Consider the following 15,811-nt stretch of genomic DNA (forward strand, 5'->3'; position numbering starts at 1 on the left):
TTCCCCCTACTTGTTCAACCATGGTTAGGCTGGTTGGGACGTAGATCCCGTATCACATGCGATAGTGTGGAAGACAAGAAGGTTAGGGGTTACCGGTGAATTTACTTCAGGAGTGATGTTATGAATCCAGTGATTGGGTTAGATGTGTCCAAAGGTGAGAGCCATGCACAAGCTTTTTTAGACCGTGGAATACTTCATGGAAAGATCTTCAGGTTTAATCATGATCTTGAGGGGTTAACGTCGTTCCTACGTTTCATTAAAAGCGTTGAAGCTGCTGCTGGGATGCGTCCATCCATTGTTATGGAGGCAACAGGTCATTATCATAGCCCTATTATTCAGTTTCTGGATGAACACCAGTATCTGTACATTGTTATTAATCCTTTAATCTCACATAACGCCAAGAAAACCAATTTGCGACGGTTGAAGACGGATGCCGCTGATGCTCATCTTTTAGGGACACTCTTTTTTAAAGAAGAGTTTGAACCCTTCAAAAAACGGGGCCAGCATCTCATGAATTTACGCTATCTCACGCGCCAGCATGAGTCTTTAACTGGTATGTATGTTCAGGTGAAGCTCCAATTTCAAGCGATTCTGGATCAGGTTTTTCCTGAATACCATGGCGTATTTGGTGACCTTTATTCAAAAGTTTCCCTTCGGTTTCTGGCCTTACACCCTACGTCTAAAGAGATCTTGGATAGGGCTGAAAAGGAGATTACAGCAACAATCCAACGCCTTACGGGACGTGGTAAATCCGGTTTATGGTGTCTGGAGCGCACTCAAGTCTTAGTAGCTGCAGCAATGCGAAATCCCTTTAAGGAGACGGCCTACCCCAGCCATTTGATCTCCATGCAGCTGCTCATCCAATTGCTTCTTCAATACCAGGACCATCTAGCAACCCTTGTGAAATCGATAGAGGCCCTGGCTGAAGAGTTACTTGAATATGATTTAATCCAATCGATACCCGGTATTGGCACTAAGATTGCTGCAACAATTTTAGCTGAGATTGGGGAAATCGATCGGTTCGATCACGCGAAGAAACTTGTTGCCTTTGCCGGTGTAGATCCTAGTGTTTTTTCTTCAGGCAAGTTTACCGCGACCATTAATAAAATAACTAAACATGGCTCCAGAAGGCTTCGTACTGCCCTCTACCAAGCGGTACGATGTGGAATTCGTAGTAATAGAAATGAAAAACTAAGAGCTTATTACGATAAGAAACGTGCTGAAGGAAAGCTGTTCAAAGTAGCGATAATTGCTTGCGTGAATAAACTCATCCACTGGATTTTTGCCATCTTGACTACAAAAGAAGCATTCCGTTTAGAGTAAGAACCGCGGAATGGATATATATGGATCAATTGTCCGTGCTATGTAGGACGGTTCTTTCCCATGCCCTTTTTTTATAATATCACCTTATAAAATGACCATTAATGATTAAATATTGACAAGCTATTAGCTGGAATAGCTCAACAAGAAACCCCAGTAGCTATAGCTTAAAATCAGCCAGATCGGATTCAATCTCTTCTGCGGTTATCCCAATATAGCGGAGTGTAACGTCTGGCTTGCTATGGTTCAAAATGCTCTGTAGCTTCGCCACATCTTTGGTCTGCTTATAGAACCAGTAGCCGAACGTCTTCCGACATGTATGGTTACCAACGGATTCAACCTCGGCCATGTCAGCCGCTTTATTAAGCTGCCTATAAGCTTGTGTCGGTGTTATCGCACTATCACCCTTCCGGCTAGGAAAAAGCCATTGTGATTCCAATGTATCGATGTAGGCGTTAAGCTCATCATAGATATTCCCTAACTGCAGTTCGCGCGGTTTGCCCGTCTTGCCTTCCTTGATGACGATCCGCTTCTTACGTTTAATGTCCTTAACCTTGATCTCCAGCATGTCACCCACGCGCAGCCCCGTGTTAATTCCGAGGAGAAACAGAGTGTAGTCCCTCTCGCTACAGTGCCGGCGCAACGCCCATTTCATATCCTCGATCTTCTCTTTGCTCCGAATCGGCTGGACGTCCTTAATCTGATTCATTTCGGCCATTAAACCAACGCCTCCAATAAAATCAACGTTTTGAATGTACGATTTTTTTATGATATGCTCATGATATAGCAGAATATAGCATGAGTCAATAAACAAGCCGAAATGAATGTACGATTATAACTAATAACGTACATTGGGCGCAATAAAAAGGGATGCCCTAACGGCACCCCTTTTTTCTACATATCCCAAAACTTATTGCCGGAGCGCTCCCCATCCAAGCTATACGATTGTGCGGAAAATGAATAGCTATTCCAGCTATAAAACGTGCCGAGTAAGCTAGGAACACACATTCGGATCGATCTGTCGTAGAGCTCTCACTATTTGCTGCATCGTAGTTCCCTATTCAGTTAATATTTCCTTAATCACTTGATTCCCATATCGATACTCAAACCAATCCACATCAATATAGCCTTGTTCCGATTTATTATTAAAGCTGAATATTCCAATCCTATCTCCTCGGTAATGCCCCCAGTTCAGATTGTACTTACCTCCGAAATCAATGAAGCGCTCCCCATCCAAGCTATACGAATAATGATTGTTCCCCTCTAATCCCCACGTTGACTTTAACCACAACGACGTACTTAAGATCTCAGGCCCGATAGTCACGACCCCCGATTCGTTATACTTTAACCTTCTGGAAAGTCCCTCCTGTTCAATGCCGATGTTACAATAGCGCATGCCAAAATGGCATAAACCAGCTTCTTGGCCGTCCGCCATCCCGGAAATATCTATTTTAATGATAACTTCATTATGTTGAGTTCGCATACTTCTTTGCGTAATCGTATTGGACGCTTTCCAAAGACCGCCCGAATCTAGAGGTACACTCGCATGTAGCCTCAAGAAGCTGTTTCTTTCGTTCAACGACCATTTGTCTGCGCGTGGTTGGTAATTCCACTCCCATCTTGGTAGAAGACAGGCTCCTGTAAAATCATCAAATATCCGCGGCTCCGTAACCGTTACGCTCCTTTCGTGATGAGGCTTAACTCCTCCCCATACCATCTCCCCAATTCCGTCTCCATCGATATCCTGTCCCATGATCGGCCAGCCGTCTAACCATTCGACAGGCAGAAGATGAAGCGTTCTTCCTTCGTAATAGCCACCTGTTCCTTGATGGGTCACAAAGTACCAATCGCCCGTCGGAGTTTGCACCAAACCGCCTTGATTGGGCTCACGATCCACCTCTGTTCCGTGCGTATGGAGAAGCTCCTTTTCTTCATAAGGACCATAAAGATGGGAGGAGCGCAGCATCATAACGACTCTTACGTCATTCCCTGCCTCATGACGAACTTCGCTGTGGAAGAAATAATACAATCCGTTTATTTTATTGATCTTATTCGCTTCGCTGCCCTTGTACTGATGAATTATTCGATCGCTGTCTTGCTCAATCTGCTTGCCGTCTTCGCTGATCTTAAACAAGTGGATATTATAATTATCTATAAAATGGGTCGATATCAAGTAACCTTGCCCGTCGTCATCCCAGAATGGACAGCAATCATCCCATCCGCTCGTTTCCCATACATGGTGCACAGGCTCCCACGGTCCCGAAGGATCGGTTGCCGTGCTCATGAAGAACCCTTCATCCGGCGTGCAAAAATACACCCAGAATCGACCCTTGTGATGCCTAATCGCTCCCGCCCAAATTCCCCGGCCATAACGATTCATTCGATCATGATTTAACTCCGGCGAAATCCGTGTAATATCATCGACAACGTAACCAATCTCCTGCCAATTCACCAGGTCCTTGGAATGGAGAACAATCATCCCGGGACTAAACTGAAAAGTTGAAGATATGCCATAATAATCGTTGCCTACCCTAATCACATCCGGATCGCTGTAATCTCCAGGCATGATTGGATTAACGTATGTACCGTCTCCTTGATCGCCCCAAGCTCCTCTTTCCGACAAAAGCTGCATCCTATTCTTCATACACATCTGCTCCTATTTCTTCTCAAAGTCATCTCATAATAAATCTAATTTCCGCTCTATACAACAAAACCAATATGTCTTTTATTAAATCTTTTGCGTGGGGATCGGATCGGCCTTTACAGCTATAACAACAAAGCGGACTAATATTATCAAGTCCCGGTAAGAGAATGGACGGAAGCCTTGCGTCAATAAACAAGACCAAATGAATGTATGATTATCGCTAATATCGTACATTCATAACGAATAAAAAAGAAGCCCCGCGCTGGAGCTTCGCGTGGCCGATTATCGTCAGCCTGTTTTTGTCTCCCTAGTCAGACCAGCCTGCTGCATGGCCGCGATCCACGCTCCAAACTCGCTTTCATAGTTCCACAAGTCAAGTTGCCCCATCGGCTTCAGCTCAAGAAAATCAAAGTCCTCCGGAATAAGCATGTCGACTAGCTCTTTTGTCAAGCCGTCCATATCCACCTCTGGCGAATTCTCCAGCTGCTCACGCGATCGCTCTTCAGCGCGGCGCTCACGTTCGTTCTTCGGTTCCTCGCCGATCATTCAAACGCCTCCTGTATCCGCTGCTCTAACCGCTCGTCGACGTAATTCCGTACGAAATCTTCACGATCCTCGACGTTCTCCTCTTTCTTCCGGAGCATCCCGACTTTGCTCATACGCTCATCCTCCGGCTTCGCCTTCCATGCCTTTGACGCTTCGGCTCGCAACTGCTTCTCAATTCGTTTTTCCGTCAATCGTTCCGCTATTTGACGACTACGCTCTTCACTAATGTTAGCTGCTATGGTAGAGCCGCGCCATTCCTTCTCTCGGCGCCTCTCAGATCGATTAAGTCGCGTCGAGTCCGGTGATAGGCCGTCCAATTAGTTCTGAGCGCTCTCAGCGCCGCGAGTAGCACGGTTTGCAGAGCGTCCGCCAACTCTTTTCACCGGTGACGACTAGATGTCCCTTGCCGCATGATGTACACGAGCCCTCAGGACGGTGGATCCATCCGTGAAGGCCGGTCAGTTTTGGGACCTATAGCACGAAACTTTTTCGCAGGCATGCCTAGCGCGATTCGGTTAATCATATCGCATTCGTTACTGAAGTGATTGGGACTGCTTATGTTGGAGGTGCAGCAGTTGCAGCTGTAACTTAGAATACAGCAGGAGCCGCGGTATTAGGCGCTACTAGTGCCGTAGGAACTGCCATTACAGGGACCTCTGTTGGAGGCGAAGTAGTCACCGCCGGGACCGCCGCTACCGCTGCCATAACAGGAGCCACTGCAGCTGCGTCTGTGGTAACCTCTGCTGTAGCTAGCACAGCAGTAGGTGGTGCGATTGCCACAGCTGGAACTGCAATTGCATGAGCAGCTTGGAAAGTTGGTAAGAAGTTATGAAGTAGTCCAGTGTCATGTAATTAAATGCAGCAAGCTGCACATCATCGATTCTTGCGGGTTGATGACTTGGTAGTTGCCGCCCATGACTCCTATGTGGTCCCCGCCCTCCTCTATCGAAGGCATCGGAAGCACCAACAGATCGTCACGTTTCATGCCGGCCTGGTTGATCGAGCCTTCAATGTCTTGGCCGGACAGCAACTCCGAGAACTTTAGGACACTAATGAGGTAGGCGGTATCTGTACAAATAGCAGGAGCCCACGACTTTGCGAATGCAAGTCTTAGGCGTCCGCTTCTACGTGATGATTTATTCATTCGTTACACTTGTTTGTTTTGAATTCGTTGAACGGCATCTTCGATTTCTACCGCGCTAGGATAGCGGTCGACCTTCCTGGACACGACGATCCCCGCGAGCGCATTGGCGAAGGCGAGAGCGTCCACCATCTCCCTACCACTTAGAATGGCGTGCATAAACCCGGCATTAAATGCATCTCCCGCTCCAGTCGTATCATAGGCTTGAACGGGAAAGCCTGAATGATGCACGATACAATCTCGGGTGAAGGCACTAGCTCCGCGGCTTCCCCTCTTGACAACAATCGTATGCGCGCCATGGGCAAGCAGCTTCGATGCTCCCTCCTCCACGGTCGCGCACTCGGTCAAATGGAGCAGTTCTTCGTCATTGGGCATGAAAAAATCGATGTATGGCAGGAATGACAATAGTTCCCCCCTGCTTTTGACGCTCCAGCCATCAATCGCGGAATTGGCATCGAAGAACGTCAGTTGTCCGCTGTTCTTCGCCCTTTTCAAACAAGCAACAGCCCCCTCAGGACCGAACTCCGGTATAAGAAAATAACCATACAACAACGTCGCTCGTGCTTCGGTGAATGAAGGGTCTGCTTGGATAAATGGATAAGTCAGCTCATTAGCGTTACCTCTATGGGTTACAAAGTACCGCGCGCCGTCATCCTTCACAACCGACACCGACAGTACGGTTGGATTCTTCGTCCTGACGATTCTGCTCACTACCCGCGATTGAATTTCCGCTAGAATATCATCCCCAAACTTGTCATCCCCGACCATCGAATACACACGCTGTTGCTCCGCGAGCCTTGTGAACGGAAGAATCGTATTGGCCAGACCTCCCGGACGAATCTCCATGTGATCCACCATATGCTCTTCCCCAAACTCAGGGCGTGCCTGTACATGCGCCATAATTAGATCAACCGTCAAAATGCCGACTAAATTAATCATGTCTATTCCTTCCCAGTTACTTTGCTTATAATTTGGGCTTCACCGGCTACCAGCCCGCGAACAGCGGAGAGCTCTACCGCGGCAAGCTGGATAATCAGCGAATATATGATCGGGCTCACATATTCGTGTATCGAAGGGATAACGATCGAATGAATCTGTTCATGCTTCAATGGTTCATCCGATATATAGAGCACTTTGGCACCAAGCTCCGCCATCTCTAGCACGTAATTCTGATTGATTGCATAAGAAATGCCTTTTGGATTGAAGAAGACCGCCTGCAAATTCTCTTTAATCAGCTCGAAAGGGCCATGTCTGAACTGAGGCGCCGAAGCGGCCTCGGCAAAGATCCGCGCAGTTTCCTTAAGTGTAAGCGAAGCCTGCCTAGCTGTGAATACGCTTGGTCCGCGGCCCAGCAGCACCATCGGTTTCTGCGGATCCAGAAATGCACGGATTTGCTCACGATATTCTGCCTCATGATTCAACTGCTGCTCTATGATATCAGCTGCCTGCTCGAGTTCTCCGCTTAGGTCTTTTCCGGCTAGCTTCGCACCTAATTGAAGCATCAACGCAGCTGTCGTCGTAAAGGACTTCGAGGACGCGATTGCTTCTTCTTTACCTGCAAAAGTCATATACACCGTATCTGCAAGCTTGGCTAGTGAACCGTCCGCTGTATTGGTGATCGCATTCACCTTCTGATAACGCTTGGCGATCTCCTTGGCTTCGTAGCTCTCCCCGCTTTGGGAGACGACGATTAATTGATTTTCATTCAAAAACGTATCCGGATAATAATACAGCAGCTCCGAATTGTCGATGGCCCCAGCAGTGATCCCTTGCTGATTTAAATATGATACGAGCAGCTCAGAAGCCGCCAGTGAACTGCCCATACCAGTTAATAGAAGCGGCTTGTCAGCGGGCAAATGAGTGTTCGCGTTCCTTCTCAACGTTTCCCGAATGGCATCGGGCTGTTGTTTCACTTCGTTCAAAAAAATGCTCATGCTGGTATCATCCTTTTTCTGAGCCTTCGGACAGGCCGTTGATAATGAATCTTTGCAAGAATAACGTAAGGGCCAGCAGCGGTACGGAAGCTAAAAACCCACCTGTAATCTGCATGCCGAAATCGATCATGCCGCGTTTTGAGAATTCGGAAATAGCGACTGTGATGGTCTTCGCATCATAGGTGGAGGTGAATATACTGGCAAACATGAATTCATCCCACGAGATGAGAAATACGAAAATCGCAGTTGCTACGATGCCGGGTAGCGAGATAGGCAACACGAAACGCAACAGTACGCCAAGCGTTGATACGCCATCCATATGTGCAGACTCTTCCATCGTCTTCGGAATAGAGCGGAAATAGCTTTGCAGCATCCAAATGACAAACGGCAGGTTAAACGCGGTATAAATCAGGACTAGCGTCGGCTTATGGTTCACCATTCCCATTCTCGCAAACAGAACATAAAGCGGAATGAGTAGCACAACTTCAGGCACCATCCGGAAACCGAGGATGGAGATCAGGAGTGAATCTCTCCCACGAAATTGAAAGCGGGCGTAAGCATATGCAGCGGAGACACCGATCACAAGCGCTAATAACGTTGCGCTTACAGATACGACAAAGCTATTTTTGAGTGCCGTTAAAAATGGCGGCAGGCTGCCATCACTCGCTTGACCCGAGAATACCTTCGTATAATTGCTAATGGTCCAGTGGGAAGGAGCAAAATGAAGGGTCTTCGCATTCAGATCGGCTGCGGAAGAGAAGGTAGCGATGACCAATAAGAGAAGCGGCAGCAGCGTGAATAGCATAACCCCAAGAACACCCAGATAGATGAACTGTTTCTGTAGTTTTGTTCTCTCCATAATTTACTCCGCTTTCTTGTACAAGATTTTGATATAAATAAAGGCAAATATCATAATAAAGAAGGACATAATGAAAGCTAGCGCCGAGCCGTAGCTGAATTTGCCGAACATCATGGAAGACTGATACGTAAGGAAGGATAACACTTGAGTCCCTCCGGCAGGACCGCCTCCCGTCATAATATATATAATGTCAAACACTTTGAACGCTTCCATCGAGCGCATAATCAGTGCTACGAGAATGGCTGGTGCGAGTAGCGGTAGCGTAATATTGAAGAATCTTCTGAATGCCGAGGCTCCGTCGATCATGCCGGCTTCATAAACCTCTTTGGAGAGGGATTGCATTGCAGCTAGCAAAATTAAGGAGACGAATGCCGTGTTTTTCCAAACGTCAGCTATAATAATCGCATTCATAGCTGAGAAGGAGCTCCCCAGTATATTCACGTATCCGTGCGTAAGACCAAGACGTTCCAATAGGACGGTAATCGTCCCGTGATCTGCGTCGTAAAGCCATTTCCACAGGACGGCATTCACGATCGTCGGGAACGCCCAAGGAACAAGCATGAATCCTCTAACGAATCCCCTGCCCACGAATTTCTCGTTTAATATCAAAGCGAACAGCATACCGATAATAAATTCAAGCCCCACCGACGTAACGGTGAAATAGAGTGTCCGCCCCAGCGCTTCCCAAAAGGCATGGTCCGACAACACCTTACTAAAATTCGCTAACCCCACGTAGTCCCAAAGCTTGTGATTGTCGAGTTTATGGACGTTCTTGGTAAGATTGATAAAGCTGATAAAGATGGCATACAGGAGCGGGAGTAAAATGACGCTCAGGATGACGATAAAGCTGGGAAGTAAATATGCGGCAGGTTTTAGTTTTTTTATCATCGCAGCCTCCGAATCATGAAGTTAGCACTCCAGCACGCAAGCTTGCGCATGCAGGAGTGCGTACCTGGGTCTACTAGGATTAATCCTGCAGCTCTCGGACTTTCTTCGCAACTTCATCAAGTGCCGTCTTCGGATCCTTCTGACCGGTCAAAACGGCTTGAAGTCCAATTTGAAGATCCTTCGAGAATTCATTATAAGCATCTAACGAAGGACGGGAGATGACAGTCTCGAGCTGTTTTTCCATATCCTTTAATGCAGGGTAATTCTGGTTCAGCGCAGCATCAGAATAAAGGTCTTTCCAGATTGGAAGTGCTCCGGCCTTAAGCGACTGTTCCTTCTGAATATCTTTGCTTCCGAGGAACGAGATGAATTTCCACGCTGCTTCCTCATGCTTCGATTGAGGAGTAATAGCCAAGTACATAGATCCAGTAGCAGCAGTGTGAGGCGCGCCGTCAACAGAAGGCACAAGTCCGATTTTGATTTGGCCCTTCACTTTGGATTCCTCGCCGTACAATTCCCCCCAGTAGAACGACCAGCCAGCGATAAACGCCGTTTTCCCTGTTTTGAAGGCATCAAGTACTTGGCGATCATTGTAGTTGATTGATGCCTTGTCGATTACACCATTATTCAAAGAATCCGTCATATATTGCAAAGCTTGAACGCCCTTCTCATCATTGAAGGTTGGCTCGCCCGCATCGTTGAAGAATGATCCTCCATGCGAGCCAAGGAACTCGGCAAAGTAAGCAACAAGCCCTTCATTGGCGCTCCAGCCCCATGCGCTGGCTGCGCCTTGAGTAATTTTCTTCTCCTGAAGCGCTTTGGACATAGTTGAGAACTCATCCCACGTCACTGGCGGGTGGTCATAACCAGCTTTCTTCAACAACTCTTCGTTGTAATAGAAAAACACGACATCGTTAAACATTGGGACACCATAGATCTCATCCCCTAAGCTTGCAATCTTGATGCTGGCCGGCAATATGCCTTGCTTCATCTCGTCTGTATATCGCTTGGTAACTGGGGAGATAAATCCGGCATTAGCATACTCAGAGGTCCAAATCTCATCTACATCGACAATATCGTAAGCAGCATTGCCGCTTGCATTGAAGGATGCTAGCTCCTTGTCATGCAGCTGATCGTAAGCCACATGTTCTAATTCCACTTTAATGTTTGGATTTTGCACGTTGAATTCCTTAACGGCTTCCTCCCGGAATCCGGCAAAATCATCGCTAGAGAGAATACGAATCGTTTGTTCCTCATCGCTGCCGACTGCATTGTTGCCCGAATTACTATCGCTCGAACACCCTGCCAACATGGAACCCGCAACCGTTACTGCCAGTAGACCGCCAATCATGCTCTTTTTCATCGTTAATTGCTCCTTTTTTAGTTGGTTTGTTCGAAGTACAAACAAATTAAATAAGGTAGGGCTGAAAGATACCCTTGAACCTTACATTCTTACAAATCCTCGGCGTTCTGCAGCTGCTGGAACACGTATGCTACAGCTCCTATTCCTCCTGCATCCTTACCAAGGCTAGCCAGGCGAATATCTGCTTGGATCGGCGTAAATTCTGCGACTTTTAATCGAATTGCTGCGATAACTACATCCATCGATCCCGATACTCCTCCCCCGATAATCACTCGTTCAGGATTGAGTAAACTGATCACATTAGCAATCGTAATGGATAAGTAGAGTACAAAATCATCAATCATCCGCTGCGCGCTACTGTCTCCTTGACGATAATTAGCAAAAAGCTCTTCTGGAGCTATGCCGTTCCGGCTCAGTGCATTACCAGAAATTTGCTGCTCGAACCTTCCGGTTCCCTCTGTCGTATATGCTCTGCCGCTGCTGATGTCTTCTCTGTCGACGAAACAGTTGATCTCGCCAGCTGAGAAATGATGCCCCTCTATAAGCTCGCCATTAGCTATAATTGCACTGCCTACCCCTGAACCAATTGCGATAAAAAACAGATGGTCGGTTTGACCGTCCCTACTCATCCATCGTTCACCTAAAGCCGCGCAATTCACATCATTATTGACGAATACAGCAAAATCAAAATGTGCTTTCATCGCTTCAATAACGTTAATGTTGCCCCAATTCAAAACAGGAACATCGATAATGAAGCCCGTCTTGCTGTCCACGATGCCCGGAAGCCCTATCCCGAGGCCTAATATCATTTTCAGCTTAACGCCGGATTTTGCAATCGTATCTTGAATGAGCTGTATCGTCTGATCGATCGTGTTGGTAGTTCGCGCTTCCTGCCGATAAACAACCTCTCCGTCGAGGTCAGTGATTACAATCAGCGTCTTGGTCCTGCCAATATCTACGCCGATACCATATCCTGACATTGGATTAAAGCCAAGCTCGATCCCTCGTCTTCCACCTTCTTTCGTTGAATCTCCAAAGCCAAGCTCCACAACAAACTTCTTCTTCAGCAGCTCGTTTACAACCGATGTTACGGTTGATCGGCTCAGGCCGAGCTTCTTCGCAATCCGTGCACGGCTGATCGGCTGATCTCCTCTAATAAGTTCCAGCACAAGCGAGCGGTTAATCTTCTTAATCAAGTCCAGGCTGCCCGTTTGGTTAGACAAATGATCTCCCCCATCGTTCTATCCACTTAGTTTCATCGGAGAACAAACAAACTAGTTTCCCTCATTATAACACCCATTTCTTTCCTGTCAAACATATATGCGCATAACAAATAAGAGTGCCTCGTAAGCTTCTTCTAGGGTTGAAACACTACTGTTTCTGAAGATATCCCGCTCAAGCAGACTATGGAATGAACTCAATGTATGCATTCATGTTCGGTGTTCGAGGTGGGATACGTTCATGGATCATATCAAGACTCTCACAGGTATCTCCGAACAGCTTGCTCAAAAACTGGGGACGTTAACGGTCCAAATGACTGGCATCGGCTCCCCTTGCTTAATACGGCTCTGCAGCGCATTCCAGGGGGAATTGGCGATCATAGAACCGCAATGGAAAAACAGTATGGAGCGGACCTGAATGATGCGGATTCTGCTTTCAGCGCTTATCAAGATTACTACCTAGTCGTCATGTACCTGGACAATATAGCGAACAACATCACCCTTCAGTTCGAATCGACGGACAAGCCTCGCCGTACACTGGAAGAAGCGTTAGCAGCTGCTAGCAAGATCATTCCAAAGGATGCTAAGAAGGTAAAAGCGTATGACATCGACAAGGATGATCAGATCACGCATGTTGTCGAATACCAGAGTGCCGAACTAGCTAAACGCTTGAAGGGGCTGTATGATCAAGGCTCTGAGAAGCCAGGTTCATTCATCGTAATTACCAAGGGATTCAAAGAAGAAGGAACCTACTTTTCTGCTGTAGTAGGCTGGGGGACAAAGCCGTAGATAGAACTGAAGCCGCATGATGGATTCTCCCACCTTGCGGCTTTCTCACGTTCACTCCTTCGCGCCAAAGAACGCTGCTATCGGTTATATCCTGGTGCAAATGGTTCCGCTGCTGTTATCGCTGCTTGTGTGCATCGATGCGAGCTGTAACGACAGGTTTTGTAAGGTTATCCCTCACGGCAAAATTTCCAATTACTGCAGGCGCTTTCCTCCGCTGCGATCAGTTTTCTTTATTATCAGGCGATACGAACTGGATGGTCATAATACCGTTTCCTTCGTGCTCCTGCACCTGTTTATCGCGCCAATCCTTGGGACGCCGATTTTTCAACCAAAACTGGATTGCCGTTACGTCCGGAGGATAGTATTTGTCTATCTCCATAACGTCACTGATCTTGCCTTGGAACGACGCGGTAACCGTTTCTTTCGTAACGTAGCCGCAGGCCCGGCGATACAGTTTCTCGGCAACTGTTGCATCAGCAAGCGCTTTTCCTGCCCGAATGGACTCCGATAAATCTGAATATTCAGTTTTCCATAGATTCAATGTGGACTCCGAAACTTCAAAGAAATTCGCAATCTCCCGATCTGTCGCTCCCAGCATGCACAATTTCCGTGCTTGTTCGGCATATTCTGGTTTATATTTTGTTGGCCGTCCGATTTCCGCCATATTGAATCGCCCCTTCCTCGTGGCTTCAGTTATCTATCAGGTTGTCAGCTACTATTTATGTAAACTTACTGTAACTGTTACCCGTTTTGCCGGTCTCGGCACTCGTCGTCACTGGAATCGTCACTAGATTCGGTGACGGGTTCAGCCTTAGAGGCGTAAGGGTTTGATCATTTATCATACTGTGTCACCGGGGCTTACGTATGTAGTCACTTTACTCGTTGATATTAGCTTCCCTTATAAAATATCAATTTTGAACCTAGCGTCAGTGACACGTTGACAAAGCGTTAGAAATCCAGTAATGGCAAGGGATCAATCCGTCACTACTAACTTGTGACACGTGGCGACGAGTAGTGACTGCATCAGCAACTAGAACAATATGGATTCGAACGGCACCACATCAGCAACGGTTAATTTCCTTTGTACAAATTCATGTGGTTGAAGTTGCTCACCTACGTGCTTAGGGGTCTTGTCCGTTGGTGAAAATCCCTTGCCGTTCTCGCTGCGACCATTCCGCATCCATCGAATATCTTTCCATTCAAAGTGGTAACGGTTCATCACTGCGTCCTTCCAACGTGCAAAACCGAATGGATGCTTGACGTGGTTGTCTGAACACCATTTGCGATAATCATTGAAAGCATCCATCCCTTTACGATTCAAAAAGTCTACGGCCTTGAAGTCTTGGAAGTAATTAAAGAATGGATCATTATGTTCTTTGAATTCGCCCATGATTTCGTCAACACGCGGGTTCGGTGTCAAGCGTTCTGGTTCTGTAGATCGAAGCAAGCGCAACAAACCATCCACAGCAAGTTTTAATACGTATTCCTTAGCTGATGTGCTACTTGCCCGTTGTTCAGCTTCAAAGTCTGAAATGCGCTCTGGATCGCTGCTGAAGTCGTGCTCGAATGGAATAATCCATAACCTCCGGTCGACTTGCTTTCCGTTCTCCTTGAAGTTCGGAAAGAAGTTTGACGCGAATATTAGAACGGCATCGATGACTGTTGACAGAGATCCTTCACCTTTGCGCTCCGTTTGAATTGGTGCACCGGTTGTGGTTGATTTCAGATGCCCGATGTCTTCAATTACCTTATCGGGCAGATCGTCTACGATGTTGGCTGTTTTACCGATCAATGATGATGCTGCGAATTGATTATCTGCTAGGCGTTGCGGTGTTTCTGCTGAGATGTTTTCACGACCGAACACATTGTAAGCAAGTGAAAGTACAGCAGACTTCCCGTTGTGCGCAGTTTTGCCATATAGGTAGAACATACGCGTAACCAAGCGCTGCGGGCATAGAATGCACCCGAGCATTTCTTCAAGGTTCTTAATGGTCTCACTGTGTCCGTTAGTGACCTTGAGGAGCGTGCTTGCAACGTATTCGTCATAAGCATCGGGGTTGTAGCGAACATCAACCTTGGACGTTACAAATACGTCTGGCGTGAATCCTGTGAAGCTCACCTTGTTAGCGTCGAAATCAATGCGCAGCATGCGAGTCATCACAAAAAAGCGGTATCAAGATGCCTTAACCCAACTGAAGGCGCAAGGATACGCTGATAACACAATTGATGGCATACATCGTACTGGGTGTATGATCTTTAAGCGTGCAGTAGAGCTTGAAGTAATCAAGAGTGACCCTACTGAGTATTCATTTGTCCCTAAGACTCAGAAGACGGTAGCTGAACTCGAACAAGAGATCGAGGTTCCTAAATATTTGGAGAAAGAGGAGCTTGCGCTCTTTCTGCGTACTGCCAAGGAAAAAGGCTTAGACGGCGACTATGCCATCTTCTTGACGTTAGCCTACACAGGTATTCGCGCTGGGGAGCTATGTGCTCTGAAATGGCGGGATATCAACTTCGCGGAGCAAACAATAAGTATTACGAAGACGTATTATAATCCGACGAACAATACGATGGAGTATCATCTTCTTCCACCTAAAACGAAGACCTCGAAACGCGAAATCGATGTTGAGGATATCGTCATAGGTGAGCTTGAGCGACATCGGGCAAAACAAAACATTATTATGATGCGATACCGCAAGAGCTATCACGATCATGATTTTGTTTTCGCTAAGTCCGATGAAGAGAACGCAGGATACCCGGGGTACCTCAAACAAATTCAGAATCGTATGGCTAGACTGCTGAAATTGGCCGAACTCAATCCTGAACTAACTCCGCATTCTCTGCGTCATACGCACACTTCGTTACTGGCAGAAGCCGGAGTAAGCTTAGAAACAATCATGGCGCGTCTCGGGCACAAGGACGACGATACAACCAAGAACGTGTATCTGCACGTCACGAAACCAAAGAAAAAAGAGGCATCCCACAAGTTCGGTGAACTCATGAGAAGCCTCTAGTTTTCTGCCGATGTTACCCTTTCGTTACCTCAGGACAACCTCGTACCTTCAACCCCTTATAAATCAGGGGTTTTGGGCATTTATTACATCATG

General features: G+C 47.0%; 16 protein-coding genes and 2 pseudogenes. 4 read left to right on the forward strand and 14 right to left on the reverse strand.

Features of this window, described 5'->3' with window-relative positions:
* The first annotated feature begins 120 nt into the window (after positions 1–120).
* Positions 121–1,323 carry an IS110 family RNA-guided transposase gene (locus tag AC0LWF_RS27420; RefSeq protein ID WP_474654648.1) on the forward strand — a complete coding sequence of 401 codons (1,203 nt, stop codon included), beginning with the start codon at positions 121–123 and terminating at the stop codon, positions 1,321–1,323.
* A 157-nt stretch (positions 1,324–1,480) separates the two neighbouring features.
* Here AC0LWF_RS27420 and AC0LWF_RS27425 read toward each other — a convergent pair whose 3' ends face one another.
* The 12 genes and pseudogenes from AC0LWF_RS27425 to AC0LWF_RS27480 all read right to left on the reverse strand — a co-directional run.
* Positions 1,481–2,029 (reverse strand): tyrosine-type recombinase/integrase, encoded by a 549-nt coding sequence (locus tag AC0LWF_RS27425; RefSeq protein WP_474654663.1) that lies wholly within the window; start codon positions 2,027–2,029, stop codon positions 1,481–1,483.
* 348 nt (positions 2,030–2,377) lie between these two features.
* Positions 2,378–3,964, reverse strand: coding sequence for a glycoside hydrolase family 43 protein (locus AC0LWF_RS27430; protein WP_474654649.1), 1,587 nt, complete (start codon positions 3,962–3,964; stop codon positions 2,378–2,380).
* 288 nt (positions 3,965–4,252) lie between these two features.
* A complete protein-coding gene (locus AC0LWF_RS27435; RefSeq protein ID WP_474654650.1) occupies positions 4,253–4,510 on the reverse strand; it encodes a hypothetical protein in 258 nt (85 codons plus the stop codon).
* A complete protein-coding gene (locus AC0LWF_RS27440; RefSeq protein ID WP_474654651.1) occupies positions 4,507–4,701 on the reverse strand; it encodes a hypothetical protein in 195 nt (64 codons plus the stop codon). The genes AC0LWF_RS27435 and AC0LWF_RS27440 overlap by 4 nt, the downstream gene beginning before the upstream one ends.
* A 653-nt stretch (positions 4,702–5,354) precedes the next feature.
* Positions 5,355–5,654 (reverse strand): hypothetical protein, encoded by a 300-nt coding sequence (locus tag AC0LWF_RS27445; protein WP_474654652.1) that lies wholly within the window; start codon positions 5,652–5,654, stop codon positions 5,355–5,357.
* Positions 5,655–5,657: 3 nt separating this feature from the next.
* Positions 5,658–6,590, reverse strand: a complete 933-nt coding sequence (locus AC0LWF_RS27450) for a carbohydrate kinase family protein (protein WP_474654653.1) — start codon at positions 6,588–6,590, stop codon at positions 5,658–5,660.
* A 2-nt stretch (positions 6,591–6,592) separates the two neighbouring features.
* Positions 6,593–7,585 (reverse strand): SIS domain-containing protein, encoded by a 993-nt coding sequence (locus tag AC0LWF_RS27455; protein WP_474654654.1) that lies wholly within the window; start codon positions 7,583–7,585, stop codon positions 6,593–6,595.
* Positions 7,586–7,592: 7 nt separating this feature from the next.
* Positions 7,593–8,444 carry a carbohydrate ABC transporter permease gene (locus tag AC0LWF_RS27460; protein ID WP_474654655.1) on the reverse strand — a complete coding sequence of 284 codons (852 nt, stop codon included), beginning with the start codon at positions 8,442–8,444 and terminating at the stop codon, positions 7,593–7,595.
* Between the two features lie 3 nt (positions 8,445–8,447).
* Positions 8,448–9,332, reverse strand: coding sequence for a carbohydrate ABC transporter permease (locus AC0LWF_RS27465; protein ID WP_474654656.1), 885 nt, complete (start codon positions 9,330–9,332; stop codon positions 8,448–8,450).
* Between the two features lie 79 nt (positions 9,333–9,411).
* Positions 9,412–10,695, reverse strand: coding sequence for an extracellular solute-binding protein (locus AC0LWF_RS27470; protein ID WP_474654657.1), 1,284 nt, complete (start codon positions 10,693–10,695; stop codon positions 9,412–9,414).
* An 89-nt stretch (positions 10,696–10,784) separates the two neighbouring features.
* Positions 10,785–11,918, reverse strand: coding sequence for an ROK family transcriptional regulator (locus AC0LWF_RS27475; protein ID WP_474654658.1), 1,134 nt, complete (start codon positions 11,916–11,918; stop codon positions 10,785–10,787).
* A 164-nt stretch (positions 11,919–12,082) separates the two neighbouring features.
* Positions 12,083–12,213 (reverse strand): annotated as a pseudogene (locus tag AC0LWF_RS27480) (IS3-like element ISHahy4 family transposase); the annotation flags it as partial.
* Between AC0LWF_RS27480 and AC0LWF_RS27485 the strand changes: the two are divergent.
* Both AC0LWF_RS27485 and AC0LWF_RS27490 read left to right on the forward strand, forming a co-directional pair.
* A complete protein-coding gene (locus tag AC0LWF_RS27485; protein WP_474654659.1) occupies positions 12,157–12,333 on the forward strand; it encodes a hypothetical protein in 177 nt (58 codons plus the stop codon). The pseudogene AC0LWF_RS27480 and the gene AC0LWF_RS27485 sit on opposite strands and share 57 nt — an antisense overlap.
* A complete protein-coding gene (locus tag AC0LWF_RS27490; protein WP_474654660.1) occupies positions 12,306–12,704 on the forward strand; it encodes a hypothetical protein in 399 nt (132 codons plus the stop codon). Before AC0LWF_RS27485 ends, AC0LWF_RS27490 begins: the two co-directional genes overlap by 28 nt.
* A 220-nt stretch (positions 12,705–12,924) precedes the next feature.
* Here the strand turns inward: AC0LWF_RS27490 and AC0LWF_RS27495 are convergent, their stop codons facing one another.
* Positions 12,925–13,368 carry a transposase gene (locus AC0LWF_RS27495; RefSeq protein ID WP_474654661.1) on the reverse strand — a complete coding sequence of 148 codons (444 nt, stop codon included), beginning with the start codon at positions 13,366–13,368 and terminating at the stop codon, positions 12,925–12,927.
* Positions 13,369–13,734: 366 nt separating this feature from the next.
* Positions 13,735–14,853, reverse strand: coding sequence for a phage/plasmid primase, P4 family (locus AC0LWF_RS27500; protein WP_474654662.1), 1,119 nt, complete (start codon positions 14,851–14,853; stop codon positions 13,735–13,737).
* A gap of 10 nt (positions 14,854–14,863) precedes the next feature.
* Here AC0LWF_RS27500 and AC0LWF_RS27505 point away from each other — a divergent pair.
* A pseudogene (locus tag AC0LWF_RS27505) lies at positions 14,864–15,718 on the forward strand (tyrosine-type recombinase/integrase); the annotation flags it as partial.
* Positions 15,719–15,811 lie beyond the last annotated feature (93 nt).

This window comes from Paenibacillus sp. sgz302114, from assembly GCF_056120345.1.

Coding starts and splice junctions, on each gene's coding strand:
- AC0LWF_RS27420 (WP_474654648.1), top strand. CDS start 121: ATGAATCCAGTGATTGGGTTAGATGTGTCCAAAGGTGAGAGCCATGCA.
- AC0LWF_RS27470 (WP_474654657.1), bottom strand. CDS start 10,695: ATGAAAAAGAGCATGATTGGCGGTCTACTGGCAGTAACGGTTGCGGGT.
- AC0LWF_RS27425 (WP_474654663.1), bottom strand. CDS start 2,029: ATGAATCAGATTAAGGACGTCCAGCCGATTCGGAGCAAAGAGAAGATC.
- AC0LWF_RS27455 (WP_474654654.1), bottom strand. CDS start 7,585: ATGAGCATTTTTTTGAACGAAGTGAAACAACAGCCCGATGCCATTCGG.
- AC0LWF_RS27460 (WP_474654655.1), bottom strand. CDS start 8,444: ATGGAGAGAACAAAACTACAGAAACAGTTCATCTATCTGGGTGTTCTT.
- AC0LWF_RS27465 (WP_474654656.1), bottom strand. CDS start 9,332: ATGATAAAAAAACTAAAACCTGCCGCATATTTACTTCCCAGCTTTATC.
- AC0LWF_RS27490 (WP_474654660.1), top strand. CDS start 12,306: ATGGAAAAACAGTATGGAGCGGACCTGAATGATGCGGATTCTGCTTTC.
- AC0LWF_RS27500 (WP_474654662.1), bottom strand. CDS start 14,853: ATGCTGCGCATTGATTTCGACGCTAACAAGGTGAGCTTCACAGGATTC.
- AC0LWF_RS27485 (WP_474654659.1), top strand. CDS start 12,157: ATGGATCATATCAAGACTCTCACAGGTATCTCCGAACAGCTTGCTCAA.
- AC0LWF_RS27495 (WP_474654661.1), bottom strand. CDS start 13,368: ATGGCGGAAATCGGACGGCCAACAAAATATAAACCAGAATATGCCGAA.
- AC0LWF_RS27450 (WP_474654653.1), bottom strand. CDS start 6,590: ATGATTAATTTAGTCGGCATTTTGACGGTTGATCTAATTATGGCGCAT.
- AC0LWF_RS27435 (WP_474654650.1), bottom strand. CDS start 4,510: ATGATCGGCGAGGAACCGAAGAACGAACGTGAGCGCCGCGCTGAAGAG.
- AC0LWF_RS27430 (WP_474654649.1), bottom strand. CDS start 3,964: ATGAAGAATAGGATGCAGCTTTTGTCGGAAAGAGGAGCTTGGGGCGAT.
- AC0LWF_RS27445 (WP_474654652.1), bottom strand. CDS start 5,654: ATGAATAAATCATCACGTAGAAGCGGACGCCTAAGACTTGCATTCGCA.